We start from the raw sequence: 18,342 nt of genomic DNA on the forward strand, positions 1-18,342 counted from the left end.
CGTCGTCACGGCGCCCTTTTCAGTGAAGGTGAAGAACCATGGGTCTCCTCGACATCGTTGGCGGTCTGATCGGCGGCCAGGCCGGCGGCAACTCGCAAAGCGCGCTCATCGCGACCGCGCTCGAATTCATCAACAACCAGCCGGGCGGCCTGAACGGGCTGATCGAGAAGTTCAAGGCCGGCGGCGCCGGCGAGATCATCGGTTCGTGGGTCGGCACCGGCGAAAACCAGCCGATCTCGCCGGATACGCTGCAAAACGTGCTCGGCTCGGACGTCGTCGGCTCGCTCGCGAGCAAGGTCGGCATCGATCCGTCGCAAGCGTCGTCGATCCTCGCGCAGGTGCTGCCGCACGTCGTCAACGGCGCGACGCCGAACGGCGAAGTGCCGGCCAGCGGCCAGCTCGACACGTCGAACGTGCTCGGCACGCTCACGCAGCTCGCCGGCATGTTCGGCGGCAACAAGGCCTGAGCCCGCACGCCTGACAGCCCGGGCGGCCGCTTCGAACGTTTCGGCCGCTCCATAAGCAAACACCCCGCCTGAGCGGGGTGTTTGTTTTTGCGCGCCCGGCGGTGCGAACCGGGCGCACCGCCGATTACCGGCGATCAGTGCACGACGCGGTCGAACACGAACTGGCCGTCGTTGACGTCGACCGGGATCACGTCCTTTGGACCGAAGCGGCCGGCGAGGATCAGCTTCGCGACCGGGTTCTCGATCTCCTGCTGGATCGCGCGCTTCAGCGGCCGCGCGCCGAACACCGGATCGTAGCCGACCTTCGCGATCTGCTCGAGCGCCGACGGCGACACGTCGAGCGCCATGTCGAGTTTCGCGAGCCGGTCGTGCAGGCGGGCGAGCTGGATCTTCGCGATCGACTCGATGTTGCTGCGGTCGAGCGCATGGAACACGACGACGTCGTCGATCCGGTTCAGGAACTCGGGGCGGAAATGCTGCTTCACCTCGAGCCACACCGCGTCCTTGATCTCGTCCTGCGGCGCGCCCGTCATCGCCTGGATTACCTGCGAGCCGAGGTTCGACGTCATCACGATCACCGTGTTCTTGAAGTCGACCGTGCGCCCCTGCCCGTCGGTCATGCGGCCGTCGTCGAGCACCTGCAGCAGCACGTTGAATACGTCCGGATGCGCCTTCTCGATCTCGTCGAGCAGGATCACGCTGTACGGCTTGCGGCGCACGGCTTCCGTCAGATAACCGCCTTCCTCGTAGCCGACATAGCCCGGCGGCGCGCCGATCAGCCGCGCGACGCTGTGCTTCTCCATGAACTCGCTCATGTCGATGCGGATCAGATGCTCTTCCGAATCGAACAGGAACGACGCCAGCGCCTTGCACAGCTCGGTCTTGCCGACCCCCGTCGGGCCGAGGAACAGGAACGAGCCGTACGGACGGTTCGGATCGGCGAGACCCGCGCGCGAACGACGGATCGCGTCGGCCACCGCACTGATCGCCTCATCCTGGCCGACCACGCGCTCGTGCAGCTTTTCCTCGATGTGCAGCAGCTTCTCGCGTTCGCCCTGCATCATCCGCGACACCGGAATCCCGGTCGAACGCGACACGACTTCCGCGATTTCCTCGGCGCCGACCTGCGTGCGCAGCAGGCGCGGGCGCGTCGGGTTGTGCTGCTCCTGCTCTTCGGCCTGCGTGACCTGCTTGAGCTGTGACTCGAGCTGCGGCAGCTTGCCGTACTGCAGCTCGGCGACCTTCTCGAGCTTGCCTTCACGCTGCAGGCGCGCGATATCCGCCCGCACCTTCTCGATCTCTTCCTTCAGTTGCGCGCTGCCCTGCACCGCGGCCTTCTCGGCGGTCCAGATCTCTTCCAGGTCCGCATATTCGCGGCCGAGGCGGTCGATCTCTTCCTCGATCAGCTGCAGGCGCTTCTGCGACGCTTCGTCCTGCTCCTTCTTCACGGCTTCGCGCTCGATCTTCAGCTGGATCAGACGACGGTCGAGCTTGTCCATCTCTTCGGGCTTCGAATCGATTTCCATCTTGATCTTCGAAGCGGCTTCGTCGATCAGGTCGATCGCCTTGTCGGGCAGGAAGCGGTCGGTGATGTAGCGATGCGACAGCTCGGCCGCGGCGACGATCGCCGGGTCGGTGATGTCGACACCGTGGTGCAGTTCGTACTTCTCCTGCAGCCCGCGCAGGATCGCGATCGTCGCCTCGACGCTCGGCTCGTCGACGAGCACCTTCTGGAAGCGGCGTTCGAGCGCGGCGTCCTTCTCGATGTACTTGCGGTATTCGTCGAGCGTGGTCGCGCCGATGCAGTGCAGCTCGCCGCGCGACAGCGCCGGCTTCAGCATGTTGCCCGCATCCATCGCGCCTTCGGCCTTGCCCGCGCCGACCATCGTGTGGATCTCGTCGATGAAGACGATCGTCCGGCCTTCGTCCTTCGCGATGTCGTTGAGCACCGCCTTCAGGCGTTCCTCGAACTCGCCGCGGTACTTCGCGCCGGCGAGCAGTGCGGCCATGTCGAGCGACAGCACGCGCTTGCCCTTCAGCGTCTCGGGCACCTCGCCGTTGACGATCCGCTGCGCGAGCCCTTCGACGATCGCGGTCTTGCCGACGCCCGGCTCGCCGATCAGCACCGGGTTGTTCTTGGTGCGGCGCTGCAGGATCTGGATCGAACGGCGGATTTCGTCGTCGCGGCCGATCACCGGATCGAGCTTGCCCGCACGGGCGCGCTCGGTCAGGTCGACCGTGTATTTCTTCAGTGCCTCGCGCTGGCTTTCCGCGTCCTGGCTGTGCACCTGCGAGCCGCCGCGCACCGCGGCGATCGCGGCTTCGAGCGCCTTGCGCGTGAGGCCGTGCTGACGCGCGAGCTTGCCGGCGTCGCCCTTGTCGTCGGACACGGCAAGCAGGAACATCTCGCTCGCGATGAACGTGTCGTTGAGCTTCTGCGCTTCCTTGTCGGCCTGGTTCAGCAGCCCGGCCAACTCACGGCCGATCTGGATGTCGCCGCCCGTGCCCGTCACTTGCGGCAGGCGCGAAATGGCTTCGTTCAGCGCGCCTTGCAGCGCCTGCACGTGCACGCCCGCACGCGACATCAGCGAGCGGGCCGATCCGTCCTGCTGCGCGACCAGTGCCGCGAGCACGTGAACGGGTTCGATGTATTGATTGTCGCGGCCGGCCGCGAGGCTTTGCGCGTCCGCGAGTGCTTCCTGGAACTTGGTGGTGAGCTTGTCGATTCTCATTTGGTTGAGACCTCCAATTTTCGATTAACACCAAGATGAGGATGGTTATGCGGCTTTCAAGCGAAATTCGGGTTGATTCAGCGCAAAAAATGCCGGACACCCTTAAAACGGCCCGGCGGTGTGATCGGATGGACGCAGGGGCCCGCGGCGCCCGCGTGTCAGTGGGCGTTGGACGACGGCTCGGCGGCCGTCGGCGCTTCGTCCGGCGTCGGCGCGGCGCGCACGAGCGCGACCGGACGGATGCCGAGCAGCGCCGCGAGCGGCGACGCGGGCTCGGCCAGTTCGCCGAGCGTGTGACGATCGAGTTCCGCGAAGAACGCATCGCGTGCGGCCGCCAGCACGCCCTTCAGCCGGCACTGCGGCTCGATCGCGCAGCCGCGCGACTCGCCGCCATCCGACGAAAAGCAGCCGACCAGCGCGAAGTCGTTTTCGGTCGCCCGCACGACCTGGCCGACCGTCAGTTGCAGCGAATCGGCGAACAGCCGCAGCCCGCCGTTGCGGCCGCGAACGGTGTCGACCCAGCCCAGCTCGCCGAGCTGCTGGACGACTTTCATCAGATGGTTCTTCGAGATGCCGTAGGCGTCCGAGATCTCCTGGATCGTCGCGAGTCCCTCGCCGCGCACGGCGAGGTACAGCATCACGCGCAGCGAATAGTCGGTGTAGTCGGTGAGTCTCATGAGCGAATACGGAAAAGATCGATCGTGCCCCAACGACGTGAGCCGGGCCGATCGCGACGCGTGCAAGGCCGATCGAGGATCCCGCGGCGCGGCCCCGGGTTGCCGGGATCGCGTGCGCGCAATAAGATGCGTGATATCTGCACGTTTTCCAGGGGTTACAGGACGCTATTTTGCGTCAAAATCCGGCCGGCGTCCTGCTCGTTGCCTGCGCCGGCGCCCTGTCGCTGCCCTGCTCCACCGGCCCTTTTTGTCATGACTGCCCTGCCTGCCTCGCCCGAACCCGTACCGGCCCGCCCCCGCGACGCCGAGCCGACCGAAGACAACATCCGCGCTCTCGTCTACGCGTTTTACGACCGCGTGCGCGCCGATCCGCTGCTCGGGCCCGTGTTCGACGCGAAGCTCGCCGGCCGCTGGGACGATCATCTGCCGAAGATGGTGATGTTCTGGTCGAGCCTCGTGCTCGGCACCAAGGGCTATCGCGGCAACGTGCAGCAGGCGCACCAGCCGCTCGACGGCATCGAGCCGGCCCATTTCAGCCGCTGGCTGTCGCTGTTCCTGAACACCGTCGAAGCGCGTTACGCGCCGGCCGCGGCGATCCGTTTCATGGAGCCCGCGCTGCGGATCGCGCAGAGCCTGCAGTTGAGCCGGTTCGGCTGGGACTACCGGATTCCGCCCGAACAGCAGGCGCTGCTCGACGCGGTCGCGCCGCGCCGTCGCGACACGGGCGACGATCCGCACGCGTTGCCGTCGCGCGCTCGCGGCGAGCCGTTTCCGACGAAGATCATCGGGCGCGGCGTCGACCCGGACGCGTAATACCCGTCACGCGCGACGACGCCGCACCTGCGGTACGTCGCCGCATCGTCCGCGCGCCGCACTCAGCGCCGCGTATTGCCCGACTCGACGCCCCAGCGCGCGAGCGCCGCGTCGTCGGTACTGCGCGCATCGACCCAACGCTCGCCGTCCGGCGTCGTTTCCTTCTTCCAGAACGGCGCTTCGGTCTTCAGATAGTCCATCACGAACTCGCATGACGCGAACGCATCGCCGCGGTGCGACGCGACCGTCGCGACCATCACGATCTGGTCGAGCGGCAGCAGCCTGCCGACGCGATGCACAATCGCGACGTCGATGCCCGGCCAGCGCCGGCCGGCCTCCGCCGCGATCTTCTCGAGCGCCTTCTCGGTCATGCCCGGATAGTGCTCGAGCTCCAGCGCGGCGACCGCATCGCCTTCGTTCAGGTCGCGCACCGTGCCGACGAAGCACGCGAGCGCGCCGATCTTCGGGTTGCGCGCGCGCAATGCCGCCACTTCGGCGTTCAGGTCGAAATCGTCGGTCTGGATTCGTATCGTTGCCATCACCGGTCCCATGCAAAGCTCAGCCGCCCGTCACCGGCGGGAAGAACGCGACCTCGCAGCCTTCGGTGAGCCGCGTGTCGGGATCGGTCATCTCGTGGTTGCAGGCCATGCGCAACGCGCGCCCTTCGGCGAGCGTGTCGGCCCACGCGCCGCCGCGCACGCGCAGCCACGCACGCACGTCGCCGACGGTCGTCACGCTGTCCGGCACGTCGGCTTCTTCGTCGGCCACGCCCAATGCTTCACGCACGCTTGCAAAAAATTTAAGCTGAATCTTCATGGTTCGGAAGCCGCCGCGTTACGACAGCAATTCGGAAAACGGAATGAAACGCACGGTCTCGCCCGCGCTGATCGCGTGCTGCGGCGGATTGTCGATCAGGCCGTCGCCCCAGACCGTCGACGTGAGCACGGCCGAGCTCTGGTTCGGGAACAGGTCGAGGCCGCCGGCCGCATTGACGCGCGCACGCAGGAATTCGTTGCGCCGGTCGCCCTTGCTCTGCGAAAAATCGGCACGCAGCGACAACGCGCGCGGCGCGACGTCGCGCACGCCGGACAGGCGCAGCAGGAACGGCCGCACGAACAGCAGGAACGTGACGAAGCTCGAGACGGGGTTGCCGGGCAGTCCGATGAAGTGCGCGTCGGCGCGCGCGTCGCCACGGCGCACCGCGCCGTACGCGAGCGGCTTGCCGGGCTTCATCGCGATCTGCCACAGCGCGAGCCGCCCTTCGGCCTCGACGGCCGGCTTCACGTGGTCCTCGTCGCCGACCGACACGCCGCCGCTCGTCAGGATCACGTCGTGATCGCGGGCGGCCTCGCGCAGCGTGTCGCGCGTCGCGGCCAGCGAGTCGGGCACGATTCCGTAGTCGGTCACGTGGCAGCCGAGCCGCTCGAGCAGCCCGCGCAGCGTGAAGCGATTCGAGTTGTAGATCGCGCCGGGCTTCAGCGGCTCGCCGGGCATCGTCAGTTCGTCGCCGGTGAAGAACACCGCCACGCGAATCCGCCGCGCGACCGACAGTTGCGCGCAGCCGACCGATGCGGCGAGGCCGAGCGCCTGCGGCGTGAGCCGCGTGCCGGCCGACAGGATCACCGAACCCTGACGAATGTCCGCGCCCTGCGCGGTGATCCATTCGCCGGCCTTCGGCGTGTGGAGGATCTCGACCGCGTCGCCGTCGGCCGACGTCTGCTCCTGCATCACGACGGCGTCGGCGCCGGGCGGCACCGTCGCACCGGTGAAGATCCGCGCGGCCGTGCCGGCCGCGAGCGGCGCGGCCGGATACCCGGCCGGAATGCGCTGCGACACCGGCAAGCGCCGATCGCCGTGCAGCAGGTCGGCGACGCGCACCGCATAGCCGTCCATCGCGCTCGTATGCATCGGCGGCACGTCGAGCGGCGAGCTGACGTCGGCCGCCAGCACGCGGCCGAGCGCGTCGAGCGTGGCGACGGTTTCGGCGCCGGGCAGCGGCTTCGCGGCATCGAGCAGCGCGGCGAGCGCCTCGGCGGTCGACAGCATCGGCGCGCGCGGCGCCGCGGGATTCGGGTTCGACATCGATGGAATCGGGGATCGTTGGAATCAATACGTCATTGTAGCGACGCCGCCGTACGCACGCGCGATATGGCGAACATGCGAAGACTGTGATCGGCGCGAACCCGCAGGTCTGACACTTGTTTCGCGCATTTCGCGCCACATGCGATGTCCGCGTACCCAACCCGCGGGCCAAACGAAACGGCCGGAACCCCGATCCATTCGACGAATCGGCATTCCGGCCGTCCTGCCTGCACGCCGGGCTCGCGCCCGGCGGCACATCATGCGCCCGTATGGGCGGCGATGAAGTCCTTCACCTGCTGCGCGTCGGCCTTCACGACCTCGAAGCGCTGCGGCAGCGCCTCGAGCCCGTCGAATGCGGCCGGCCGCTCGGCTTCGCGATCGAGCGCTTCGCGGATCGTCTCGCCGAACTTGATCGGCTGCGCCGTCTCGAGCACGACCATCGGCACGCCGGCCTCCAGATGCTCGCGCGCGACCTTCACGCCGTCGGCCGTATGCGTATCGATCATCGTGTCGTAGCGCGAGAACACGTCGCGGATCGTCGCGATGCGGTCGGCGTGGCTGCTGCGGCCCGACACGAAACCGAATTCGGCGACGCGCGCGAAATCGCCGCTGGCCGCGAGATCGAAGCCGCCCTTCTCCTCGACGTCGCGGAACAATTGCATCACGCGGGCCGGATCGCGGCCGAGCAGGTCGAACACGAAGCGCTCGAAGTTCGAGGCCTTCGAGATGTCCATGCTCGGGCTGCTCGTGTGATAGGTGTGCTCGGCGCTGCGCACGCGGTATGCGCCGGTGCGGAAGAACTCGTCGAGCACGTCGTTCTCGTTGGTCGCGACCACCAGCTTCGCGATCGGCAGCCCCATCATCCGCGCGATGTGGCCCGCGCAGACGTTGCCGAAGTTGCCCGACGGCACCGTGAACGACACGCGCTCGTCGTTCGACTGCGTCGCCGCGAAATAGCCCTTGAAGTAGTACACGACCTGCGCGACGACGCGCGCCCAGTTGATCGAGTTGACGGTGCCGATCTTCTGCTGCGCCTTGAATGCGTGATCGTTCGATACGGCCTTCACGATGTCCTGGCAGTCGTCGAACACGCCTTCGACCGCGAGGTTGAAGATGTTCGGATCCTGCAGGCTGAACATCTGCGCGGTCTGGAACGCGCTCATCTTCTTGTGCGGCGACAGCATGAACACGCGCACGCCGGCCTTGCCGCGCATCGCGTATTCGGCCGCGCTGCCGGTATCGCCCGACGTCGCGCCGAGGATGTTCAGCGCTTCGCCGTGCTTCGCGAGCGTGTACTCGAACAGGTTGCCGAGCAGCTGCATCGCCATGTCCTTGAACGCGAGCGTCGGGCCGTTCGACAGTTCGAGCAGCGACAGCGCCGTGCCGTGCTCGGTGCCGAGCGTCTTCAGCGGCGTGATGTCGGATGCGTTCTCGCCGTGGCGCGTGTTGCTGTACACGGCAGCCGTGTACGTGCGGCGCGTGATCGCGCGCAGGTCGTCGGCCGGCACGTCGTCGCAGAACTTCGACAGGATCTCGAACGCGAGATCCGCGTACGGCAGCGTGCGCCAGCGCGCGAGCTCGTCGGCGGACACCTTCGGATACTCGGCCGGCAGGTAGAGCCCGCCGTCCTTCGCGAGACCGCCGAGCAGGATGTCGGAGAACGTATGGCGCTCGCCGATGCCGGCGCCGCGCGTGGAGATGTAGTTCATGTCGTCAGCCTCAGTTCAGCGCTTCCATGCGCAGCTTCGTCACCTTCGACACGACGGTCGCGAGGCTCTCGATTTGCGCGATCGCCGCGTTGACGTTCTTCTCGACCGTCTCGTGCGTGATCAGGATGATGTCGGTTTCGCCGTTCGCGCCGTCGATCTGCTCCGATTCCTTCTGCAGCAGCGCGTCGATCGAGATGCCCGATTCGGCGAGGATGCGCGTGATCGCGGCGAGCACGCCGGTCTGATCGGCGACGCGCAGGCGCAGGTAGTAGCCGCTCGTCACTTCCTCGATCGGCAGAATCGGCGTGTTCGACAGGCTGTCCGGCTGGAACGCGAGGTGCGGCACACGATGCTCGGGATCGGCCGTATGCAGGCGCGTGACGTCGACGAGATCCGCGACGACGGCCGAAGCGGTCGGCTCCGCGCCCGCGCCCTTGCCGTAGTACAGCGTCGTGCCGACTGCGTCGCCGTGCACGACGACCGCGTTCATCGCACCCTCGACGTTCGCGAGCAAGCGCTTTTCCGGGATCAGCGTCGGGTGCACACGCAGCTCGATGCCGTTTGCGGCGCGGCGCGCGATGCCGAGCAGCTTGATCCGGTAACCGAGCTCTTCCGCGTAGCGGATGTCGGTCGCGTCGAGCTTGCTGATGCCTTCGACATACGCGCGGTCGAACTGCACCGGCACGCCGAACGCGATCGCGCTCATGATCGTCGCCTTGTGCGCGGCGTCGACGCCCTCGATGTCGAAGGTCGGATCGGCTTCCGCGTAGCCGAGCGCCTGCGCGGCCTTCAGCGCGGTCGCGAAGTCGAGCCCGCGGTCGCGCATTTCGGACAGGATGTAGTTCGTCGTGCCGTTGATGATGCCGGCGATGTACTGGATGCGGTTCGCGGTCAGGCCTTCGCGCAGCGCCTTGATGATCGGGATGCCGCCGGCGACGGCCGCCTCGAACGCGACCATCACGCCCTTCTCGCGCGCGGCTTCGAAGATCTCGGTGCCGTGCACCGCGAGCAGCGCCTTGTTTGCCGTCACGACGTGCTTGCCGTTCGCGATCGCGCGCAGCACGAGCTCGCGCGCGATGCCCGTGCCGCCGATCATCTCGGCGATGATCGAAATCGACGGATCGTCGACGACCGCGTTGAAGTCGTCGGTGATCTGCGCGGTGCCGGCGTGGGCGCCGAGCGCCGCCTGCGCCTTGGCCGGGTTGCGCACGGCAATGCGCGCGACCTCGATGCCGCGCCCCGCGCGTCGTTTGATTTCTTCCTGGTTGCGGTGCAACACCGTGAAGGTGCCGCTGCCGACGGTGCCGAAGCCCAACAGGCCAACTTTGATCGGTTCCATGCTGCGTGTGATCGATGAGTAAGAAGTAGTGAGTTCCGTGAGACGCTGCCCGCTCAGACCGAATGGCGCTTGCGGTAGCCGTCGAGGAAGCGTGCGATCCGGTTGATCGAATCGGTCAGGTCGTCGAGGTTCGGCAGGAAGACCACGCGGAAATGGTCCGGCGTCGCCCAGTTGAAACCCGTGCCCTGCACCAGCAGCACGCGCTCCTCGAGCAACAGGTCGAGGATGAACTGCTGGTCGTTCTGGATCGGGTAGAGCTTCGGGTCGAGGCGCGGAAACATGTACAGCGCGGCCTGCGGCTTCACGCAGGTCACGCCCGGGATCGACGTCAGCATGTCATACGCGAGTTCGCGCTGCTTGTACAGGCGCCCGCTCGGCACGATCAGCTCGTTGATGCTCTGGTAGCCGCCGAGCGCCGTCTGGATCGCGAACTGGCCGGGCACGTTCGCGCACAGGCGCATCGACGACAGGATGCCGAGCCCTTCGAGGTAATCCTTCGCGCGCCGGCGGTTGTCGCCGCCGAGGCCCGACACGGCCATCCAGCCCGCGCGATAGCCGCACGACCGATAGCTCTTCGACAAACTGTTGAACGTGACGGTGATCACGTCCTCCGACAGCGCGCCGAGCGCCGTGTGCTCGAGGCCGTCGTAGACGATCTTGTCGTAGACCTCGTCCGCGAACACGATCAGCCCGTGCTGGCGCGCGATCGCGAGCAGCTCGAGCAGCAATTCGTCGGAATAAAGCGCGCCGGTCGGGTTGTTCGGGTTGATCACGACGATCGCCTTCGTGTTCGGCGTGATCTTGCTGCGGATGTCGTCGAGATCGGGCATCCACGCGTTCTGCTCGTCGCACACGTAGTGCACGGGCGTGCCGCCCGACAGGCTCACGGCCGCCGTCCACAGCGGGTAGTCGGGCGCGGGCAGCAGCACTTCGTCGCCGTCGTTCAGGAGCGCCTGGGTCGCCATCACGATCAGCTCGGACGCGCCGTTGCCGATGTAGATGTCGTCGAGACCGACGCCGACGACGCCCTTTTCCTGCGTGTAGTGCATCACGGCCTTGCGCGCCGAGAACACGCCCTTCGAATCCGAATAGCCGGACGACGCCGGCAGGTTGCGGATCATGTCCTGGATGATTTCGTCCGGCGCGTCGAAACCGAACGGCGCGAGGTTGCCGATGTTCAGCTTGATGATGCGGTGGCCTTCTTCCTCGAGGCGCTTCGCGTGCTCGAGCACCGGGCCACGGATGTCGTAGCAGACGTTGAGCAGCTTGTTCGACTTCTGAATCGGTTTCACGACGACACGGTTCCTGGGTTGGCCTTGCGGCCGGGGGACGGGATCAAAACTGGAAAGCGGCCGGTCTGTGCGCGCTGTCTAGACTGGGAAAAAGCGGCGGCCGGACGCGGCTTGTGGCGACGCACGACGCAAGTGGCGCCCGCGGGCGACCAAAAAGTTATAATTTAGCGGATTTTGGCCGACTTTCGCAATGCACCATAGCCGCGCCGGGCCCGCGCCGTCGGGCGTCCGCGCGTGGCCGGGCGCGCGAAACCGGCCTGCCGGGCCCTTGCGGCCCGGCCAACCCATTCCCCTACGGAACCGCGGAATACCGATTTGAAACTGCACCAGGACACGAGCGGCGCGCTCAACACCGTCACCGGCTACGGCCCCGATTATGTCGACGTCAATCTCGAACGCCATGAAACGAGCGTCATCGTGCTGCCCGGCGCGCCGGTCCAGGCCTGGCCCGTGTCGTCGTTCGACGCGCTCGCGCCCGAGCATTTCGCGATGCTGCTCGATCCGACGCCCGAACTCGTGATCTTCGGCAGCGGCGCGCGGCTGCGCTTCCCGCACCCGCGGCTCGTCGCGGCGCTCACCGCGAAGCGGATCGGCGTCGAGACGATGGATTTCCAGGCCGCCTGCCGCACCTACAACATCCTGATGGCCGAAGGCCGCAAAGTCGCCGCCGCGCTCTTAATTGAACGTTAATCCCGGTTGCGGTAAAACTCGGGCCGGCGCAGCGGGTCGATCCCCCGGATCGCCCCGGCCAGGCCGCCCGCCGCCGGCGCACCCCGCCGGCGGCCCGTCACACCAACCAACAGGCTGAAAACCCATGAACGATACGCCGTCGAGGCTACCGCTCAATCGCATCACGCTCGTCCTCCTGCTCGTCGCGTTCGCGATCGTCTGGTTCGCGCCGCTCGGGCTGCGCCACCTGATCCCGAGCGACGAAGGCCGCTATGCGGAAATGGCGCGCGAGATGTTCGTCACCGGCGACTGGATCACGCCGCGCTACAACGGCTACAAGTACTTCGAGAAGCCGCCGCTGCAAACCTGGCTGAACGCGCTGACGTTCGCATGGTTCGGCATCGGCGAATGGCAGGCGCGCCTGTATACCGCCGTCGCGAGCTTCGCCGGCGTACTGCTCGTCGGCTACACCGGCGCGCGCCTGTTCAACCCGCTGTCGGGCTTCCTCGCGGCCGTCGTGCTGGCCAGCGCGCCTTACTGGAACCTGATGGGTCACTTCAACGCGCTCGACATGGGGCTCGCGTTCTGGATGGCGCTGTCGCTGTGCTCGCTGCTGCTCGCGCAGCGGCCCGGGCTGCGCCCGGCCGCAGTGCGCGGCTGGATGTGGGCGTGCTGGGCCGCGATGGCGTTCGCGGTGCTGTCCAAGGGCCTCGTCGGGCTGATCCTGCCGGGCGCCGTGCTCGTGCTGTATACGGCGATCGCGCGCGACTGGGCGCTGTGGAAGCGCCTGTATCTGGTCAGCGGCCTCGTGATCTTCTTCGCGATCGTCACGCCGTGGTTCGTGCTCGTCCAGCAGCGCAACCCCGAATTCTTCAACTTCTTCTTCGTCGTCCAGCAGTTCCGCCGGTACCTGACCCCGGAACAGAACCGCCCGGGCCCGCTGTACTACTTCGTGCCGGTGCTGCTGGTCGGCTTCCTGCCGTGGCTGTCGGTCGCGTGGCAGAGCATCCGCCATGCGCTGCGCATGCCGCGCCAGCCGAACGGCTTCTCGCCGATGCTCGTGCTGCTGATCTGGAGCGCGTTCATCTTCCTGTTCTTCAGCGCGTCGCATTCGAAGCTGATCTCGTACGTGCTGCCGGTCGCGCCGGCGCTCGCGCTGATCATCGGCGCGTACCTGCCGCTAATGACGGCCGAGCGCTTCCGCCGCCACCTGCTCGGCTATCTCGTGTTCTTCGTCGCCGCGGCGTTCGGGATCATCTTCCTCGCGTACCAGGGCGACGCCCGCACGCCGAACGCGCTGTACCGCGCGTTCCAGATGTGGCTGTACGCCGGTCTCGCGGTCTCGGCCGCGCTGACGCTCGCGGCCGCGTGGCTGAACCGCCGCGCGGGCGTAGCCGCCGCGCTCGCCGCGTTCGGCGCCGCATGGCTCGCGTTCGGCACGATCGGCGGCACCGGGCACGACGAGTTCGGCCGCTACAGCTCGGGCGCGCTGCTCGCGCCGGCCGTGCGCGCCGAACTGGCGAAGCTGCCGCCCGACACGCCGTTCTACTCGATCGAAATGCTCGATCACACGTTCCCGTTCTACATGGGCCACACGACGATCATGGTCCAGCGCCAGGACGAGCTCGCGTTCGGGATCTCGGTCGAGCCGAACAAGTGGATCCCGACCGTCGGCGAATGGGTCACGCGCTGGAAGCAGGACACCCATGCGCTCGCGATCATGCCGCCCGGCCAGTACGACGCGCTGGCCAAGGAAGGCGTGCCGATGCGCGTGGTCGCGCGCGACAACCGCCGCGTGATCGTCGAGAAACCGCAATCGTAAGGACGTCCTTCGCATGAATCCCGTTTCGTTCGTCTGCATCATCACCGGCGTGATGCTCAACGCCTGTGCGCAACTTCTGCTGAAAGCCGGCGTCAACGCCGTTGGACACTTCGAATTCAGCCGTGCGAACATCATCCCGGTCGGGTTCAAGATCGCTACCCAGTTGCCGATCATTGGCGGGCTCGGCTGCTACGTGCTGAGCGTCGTCGTGTGGATCGTCGGGCTGTCGCGGGTCGACGTGTCGATCGCGTACCCGATGCTGTCGCTCGGCTACGTCGTCAACGCGTTCGCGGCGTGGTACCTGTTCGGCGAGGTGCTGTCGATCCAGAAGTTCGTCGGCATCGGCATCATCCTGATCGGCGTGCTCGTGCTCGCGCGCAGTTGAGCGCGGCCCGCGGCCCCGGCGTTCGTTAAGCGTCCGCCTACAAAAAATCACGGTGCGAATCGGCCAACCGGTGTTTAATGCCGGTTTCGGACGGATCGCCCGACCCTTTTATTACACGCCATTACAGGCCCAACGCGTTCATGAGCCAGACTACCGCTCCGTTTCTGCCGTTCACCCGCCCCGAGATCGATGAGGAAACCATCCAGGGCGTCGTCGACGTGCTCCGCTCGGGCTGGATCACGACCGGCCCGCAGTGCCAGAAATTCGAAGCCGCGCTGTCCGAGTACTGCGGCGGCCGTCCGGTCCGCGCATTCAATTCGGGCACCTGCACGCTCGAGATCGGCCTGCGCATCGCGGGCGTCGGCCCCGGTGACGAGGTGATCACGACGCCGGCGTCGTGGGTCTCGACCAGCAACGTGATCATCGAAACCGGCGCGACGCCCGTGTTCGCGGACATCGATCCCGTCACGCGCAACATCGACCTCGACAAGCTCGAGCAGGCGATCACGCCGCGCACGAAGGCGATCATCCCCGTGTTCCTGTCCGGCCTGCCGGTCGACCTGGACCGCCTGTACGCGATCGCCCGCGCGCACAAACTGCGCGTGATCGAGGATGCCGCGCAGGCGTTCGGCTCGACGTGGCACGGCAAGCGCATCGGCGCGATCGGCGACATCGTGTCGTTCAGCTTCCACGCGAACAAGAACCTGACGACGATCGAAGGCGGCGCGCTCGTGCTGAACGACGAGGACGAAGCCGTGCTCGCGCAGAAGTACCGGCTGCAGGGCATCACGCGCACCGGCTTCGACGGGATGGACTGCGACGTGCTCGGCGGCAAGTACAACCTGACCGACGTCGCCGCGCGCGTCGGCCTCGGCCAGCTGCCGCACATCGAGCGCTTCACCGCGCAGCGCCGCGCGCTCGCCCGCGCGTATTTCGCCGCGTTCGACGGCGGCGCGGCCGTGAAGCTGGGCCTCGGCCTGCCGGTCGCCGAATTCGAGAACGGCAACTGGCACATGTTCCTGGTCACGCTGCCGCTCGAGCGGCTGACGATCACGCGCGCCGAATTCATGGCGCAGATGAAGGAACGCGGGATCGGCACCGGCATCCACTACCCGGCGATCCATCTTTTCACGCTGTACCGTGCGCGCGGTTTCAAGGAGGGCATGTTCCCCCACGCCGAACGGTACGGCGCGTCGACCGTCACGCTGCCGCTGTTTACGCAGATGACGGAAGGCGACGTGCGTCGCGTGGCCGACGCCGTCAATCAGATTTGCGAACAATACGGAAAATAAGCGTACATGAGTCACCTTGAAGCACGCGCCGGGCATTCGGGCGCCGGGCACCCGGGCGCCGCGCATCTGGACACCGACCGGCCCGAAGTATCGGTCATCATCCCCGTATACAACGAGGAAGACGGCCTCGCCGCGCTGTTCGCGCGCCTGTATCCGGCGCTCGACGCACTCGACGCGTCGTACGAAGTGATCCTGATCAACGACGGCAGCCGCGACCGCTCGGCCGCGATGCTCGCCGATCAGTTCCACGTCCGGCCCGACACGACGCGCGTCGTGCTGCTCAACGGCAACTACGGCCAGCACATGGCGATCCTCGCGGGCTTCGCGCAGTCGCGCGGCGAGATCGTCATCACGCTCGACGCCGACCTGCAGAACCCGCCCGAGGAAATCGGCAAGCTGATCGCGAAGATGCGCGAGGGCTACGACTACGTCGGCTCGATCCGCAAGCAGCGCCAGGACAGCCTGTGGCGGCGCAAGGCGTCGCAGATGATGAACCGGCTGCGCGAGCGCATCACGCGCATCAAGATGACCGACCAGGGCTGCATGCTGCGCGCGTACAGCCGCCGCATCATCGACACGATCAACGTGTGCGGCGAAGTCAACACGTTCATCCCCGCGCTCGCGTACACGTTCGCGCAGAACCCGACCGAGATCGAAGTCGCGCACGAGGAACGCTTCGCGGGCGAATCGAAGTATTCGCTGTACAGCCTGATCCGGCTGAACTTCGACCTCGTGACGGGCTTCTCGGTCGTGCCGCTGCAGTGGCTGTCGTTCATCGGCGTGATCCTGTCGCTCGGCTCCGCCGCGCTGTTCGTGCTGCTGCTCGTGCGCCGCTTCATCGTCGGCGCGGAAGTGCAAGGCGTGTTCACGCTGTTCGCGATCACGTTCTTCCTGCTCGGCGTGATCATCTTCGCGCTCGGCCTGCTCGGCGAATACGTCGGCCGCATCTACCAGCAGGTGCGCGCGCGTCCCCGCTACCTGATCCAGGCCGTGCTCGAGCAGCACGACGGCATGCCGCCGGTGCCGGCCGCCGCGAACCGCCCGGGAGCCGCGCAATGAAGCCGCGCGCGGTCGTCTTCGCGTATCACAACGTCGGCGTGCGGTGCCTGCAGGTGCTGCTCGCGCGCGGCGTCGACGTCGCGCTGGTCGTCACGCACGAGGACAATCCGAACGAGAACATCTGGTTCGGCAGCGTCGCGTCCGTCGCGGCCGAGCACGGCATTCCGGTGCTCACGCCGGCCGACCCCACCGATCCGGCGCTGCGCCGCGCGGTGTCCGACGCGCGGCCCGATTTCATCTTCTCGTTCTACTACCGGCACATGCTGCCGGTGGACCTGCTTGCGATCGCACCGCGCGGCGCGTACAACATGCATGGTTCGCTGCTGCCGAAATACCGGGGTCGGGTACCGACCAACTGGGCCGTGCTGAACGGCGAGACCGAGACCGGCGCGACGCTGCACGAGATGGCCGCGAAGCCCGACGCGGGCGCGATCATCGGCCAGACGGCGGTACCGATCCTGCCGGACGACACGGCCGCGCAGGTGTTCGACAAGGTCACGGTGGCCGCCGAGCAGACGCTGTGGCGCGTGCTGCCCGCGCTGCTCGCGGGCGAGGCGCCGCACCTGCCGAACGATCTCGCGACCGGCAGCTACTACGGCGGGCGCAAGCCCGAGGACGGCCGCGTCGACTGGTCGAAGCCGGCCGCGCAGGTCTACAACCTGGTGCGCGCGGTCGCGCCCCCGTATCCGGGCGCGTTCACGGACGTCGACGGCGCGCGCTTCGTGATCGCGCGTGCGCGCCTTGCAGCGCCCGGCAGCGCGGCAGCGGCCGCCGCGGCGGATTTGCCGCCCGGCCTGCACGTAAGCGATAATGCGCTATTCGGCGTCTGCGGCGACAGCCGCGCCCTATCCATTCTCGAGCTCTGGCAGCAGCGCGACGGCAGCGAAACCGTCGTGACGCCCGCGGAATTCGCGCAGTTCATTCATTCTTCCCGTCATTCATGAAAGCAAAAAAAGTCCTGATCCTGGGTGTGAACGGCTTCATCGGCCATCACCTGTCGAAGCGCATTCTTGAAACCACCGATTGGGAAGTGTTCGGCATGGACATGCAGACCGACCGGCTGGGCGACCTCGTCAACCACGAGCGGATGCATTTCTTCGAAGGCGACATCACGATCAACAAGGAGTGGGTCGAGTATCACGTGAAGAAGTGCGACGTGATCCTGCCGCTCGTCGCGATCGCGACGCCGGCGACCTACGTCCAGCAGCCACTGCGCGTGTTCGAGCTCGACTTCGAGGCGAACCTGCCGATCGTGCGCTCGGCCGTCAAGTACGGCAAGCACCTCGTGTTCCCGTCGACCTCCGAGGTCTACGGCATGTGCTCGGACGAGCAGTTCGACCCGGACGCGTCGGCGCTCACCTACGGCCCGATCAACAAGCCGCGCTGGATCTACGCGTGTTCGAAGCAGCTGATGGACCGCGTGATCTGGGGCTACGGGATGGAGGGCCTGAACTTCACGCTGTTCCGTCCGTTCAACTGGATCGGCCCGGGCCTCGACTCGATCTACACGCCGAAGGAAGGCAGCTCGCGCGTGGTCACGCAGTTCCTCGGCCACATCGTGCGCGGCGAGAACATCAGCCTCGTCGACGGCGGCTCGCAGAAGCGCGCGTTCACCGACATCGGCGACGGCATCAGCGCGCTGATGAAGATCATCGACAACAAGGGCGGCGTCGCGTCGGGCAAGATCTACAACATCGGGAATCCGAAGAACAACTTCTCGGTTCGCGAACTCGCGCACAAGATGCTCGAACTGGCCGCGGAATTCCCCGAGTACGCGGATTCGGCCAAGCAGGTGAAGCTCGTCGAAACGACGTCCGGCGCCTACTACGGCAACGGCTACCAGGACGTGCAGAACCGCGTACCGAAGATCGACAACACGATGCAGGAACTCGGCTGGGCGCCGCAGGCGACGTTCGACGACGCGCTGCGCAACATCTTCGAAGCGTATCGCGGCCACGTCGCCGACGCGCGCGCGCTCGTCGAACAGCAAGGCTGACCGGGACG

At 66.8% G+C, this 18,342-nt stretch carries 17 protein-coding genes; 9 read left to right on the forward strand and 8 right to left on the reverse strand.

Annotated elements, in window-relative coordinates; translation table 11 throughout:
- Positions 1 to 38: 38 nt before the first annotated feature.
- Positions 39 to 467, forward strand: coding sequence for a YidB family protein (locus tag GJG85_RS09495; protein ID WP_050013221.1), 429 nt, complete (start codon positions 39 to 41; stop codon positions 465 to 467).
- A gap of 134 nt (positions 468 to 601) precedes the next feature.
- Here GJG85_RS09495 and clpB read toward each other — a convergent pair whose 3' ends face one another.
- Positions 602 to 3,199, reverse strand: a complete 2,598-nt coding sequence (gene clpB, locus GJG85_RS09500; RefSeq protein ID WP_050013222.1) for an ATP-dependent chaperone ClpB — start codon at positions 3,197 to 3,199, stop codon at positions 602 to 604.
- A 158-nt stretch (positions 3,200 to 3,357) separates the two neighbouring features.
- Complete coding sequence (locus tag GJG85_RS09505) at positions 3,358 to 3,876, reverse strand: Rrf2 family transcriptional regulator (protein ID WP_050013223.1); 519 nt, start codon at positions 3,874 to 3,876, stop codon at positions 3,358 to 3,360.
- A 252-nt stretch (positions 3,877 to 4,128) separates the two neighbouring features.
- On the opposite strand from GJG85_RS09505, the gene GJG85_RS09510 reads away from it, so the two are divergent.
- On the forward strand, positions 4,129 to 4,689 hold the full coding sequence (locus GJG85_RS09510; protein WP_089488503.1) for a group III truncated hemoglobin: 561 nt from the start codon (positions 4,129 to 4,131) through the stop codon (positions 4,687 to 4,689).
- 62 nt (positions 4,690 to 4,751) lie between these two features.
- Here GJG85_RS09510 and GJG85_RS09515 read toward each other — a convergent pair whose 3' ends face one another.
- The 6 genes from GJG85_RS09515 to GJG85_RS09540 form a co-directional block, all read right to left on the reverse strand.
- A complete protein-coding gene (locus tag GJG85_RS09515; protein WP_050013333.1) occupies positions 4,752 to 5,228 on the reverse strand; it encodes a molybdenum cofactor biosynthesis protein MoaE in 477 nt (158 codons plus the stop codon).
- Between the two features lie 19 nt (positions 5,229 to 5,247).
- Positions 5,248 to 5,505 (reverse strand): molybdopterin converting factor subunit 1, encoded by a 258-nt coding sequence (gene moaD / locus GJG85_RS09520; RefSeq protein ID WP_050013225.1) that lies wholly within the window; start codon positions 5,503 to 5,505, stop codon positions 5,248 to 5,250.
- An 18-nt stretch (positions 5,506 to 5,523) separates the two neighbouring features.
- Positions 5,524 to 6,771: a gephyrin-like molybdotransferase Glp gene (gene glp, locus GJG85_RS09525; protein ID WP_050013226.1), complete on the reverse strand. Its 1,248-nt coding sequence runs from the start codon at positions 6,769 to 6,771 to the stop codon at positions 5,524 to 5,526.
- A gap of 257 nt (positions 6,772 to 7,028) precedes the next feature.
- Positions 7,029 to 8,480, reverse strand: a complete 1,452-nt coding sequence (gene thrC, locus GJG85_RS09530) for a threonine synthase (RefSeq protein ID WP_124554576.1) — start codon at positions 8,478 to 8,480, stop codon at positions 7,029 to 7,031.
- A 10-nt stretch (positions 8,481 to 8,490) separates the two neighbouring features.
- The gene (locus GJG85_RS09535) at positions 8,491 to 9,819 is read right to left on the reverse strand and encodes a homoserine dehydrogenase (RefSeq protein WP_089488504.1); all 1,329 of its coding nucleotides are present in this window, start codon (positions 9,817 to 9,819) and stop codon (positions 8,491 to 8,493) included.
- 53 nt (positions 9,820 to 9,872) lie between these two features.
- Positions 9,873 to 11,111, reverse strand: a complete 1,239-nt coding sequence (locus GJG85_RS09540) for a pyridoxal phosphate-dependent aminotransferase (protein ID WP_050013229.1) — start codon at positions 11,109 to 11,111, stop codon at positions 9,873 to 9,875.
- 315 nt (positions 11,112 to 11,426) lie between these two features.
- On the opposite strand from GJG85_RS09540, the gene GJG85_RS09545 reads away from it, so the two are divergent.
- From GJG85_RS09545 to GJG85_RS09575, 7 genes are all read left to right on the forward strand, one after another.
- Positions 11,427 to 11,801, forward strand: a complete 375-nt coding sequence (locus tag GJG85_RS09545; RefSeq protein ID WP_012328660.1) for an Mth938-like domain-containing protein — start codon at positions 11,427 to 11,429, stop codon at positions 11,799 to 11,801.
- A 124-nt stretch (positions 11,802 to 11,925) separates the two neighbouring features.
- Entirely contained in the window at positions 11,926 to 13,602 is a 1,677-nt protein-coding gene (locus GJG85_RS09550; RefSeq protein ID WP_089488505.1) for a glycosyltransferase family 39 protein, read from the forward strand.
- A gap of 13 nt (positions 13,603 to 13,615) precedes the next feature.
- Entirely contained in the window at positions 13,616 to 13,987 is a 372-nt protein-coding gene (locus GJG85_RS09555) for an EamA family transporter (RefSeq protein WP_050013231.1), read from the forward strand.
- Positions 13,988 to 14,127: 140 nt separating this feature from the next.
- Complete coding sequence (locus GJG85_RS09560; protein WP_050013232.1) at positions 14,128 to 15,279, forward strand: DegT/DnrJ/EryC1/StrS aminotransferase family protein; 1,152 nt, start codon at positions 14,128 to 14,130, stop codon at positions 15,277 to 15,279.
- 6 nt (positions 15,280 to 15,285) lie between these two features.
- On the forward strand, positions 15,286 to 16,338 hold the full coding sequence (locus GJG85_RS09565; protein WP_050013233.1) for a glycosyltransferase: 1,053 nt from the start codon (positions 15,286 to 15,288) through the stop codon (positions 16,336 to 16,338).
- Positions 16,335 to 17,282: a formyltransferase gene (locus tag GJG85_RS09570; RefSeq protein ID WP_050013234.1), complete on the forward strand. Its 948-nt coding sequence runs from the start codon at positions 16,335 to 16,337 to the stop codon at positions 17,280 to 17,282. Before GJG85_RS09565 ends, GJG85_RS09570 begins: the two co-directional genes overlap by 4 nt.
- Complete coding sequence (locus tag GJG85_RS09575) at positions 17,279 to 18,334, forward strand: bifunctional UDP-4-keto-pentose/UDP-xylose synthase (RefSeq protein WP_060733329.1); 1,056 nt, start codon at positions 17,279 to 17,281, stop codon at positions 18,332 to 18,334. Before GJG85_RS09570 ends, GJG85_RS09575 begins: the two co-directional genes overlap by 4 nt.
- The last annotated feature ends 8 nt before the right edge of the window (positions 18,335 to 18,342 follow it).

The sequence above is a fragment of the Burkholderia sp. MS389 genome (assembly GCF_016899425.1).
GTDB lineage: Bacteria > Pseudomonadota > Gammaproteobacteria > Burkholderiales > Burkholderiaceae > Burkholderia > Burkholderia sola.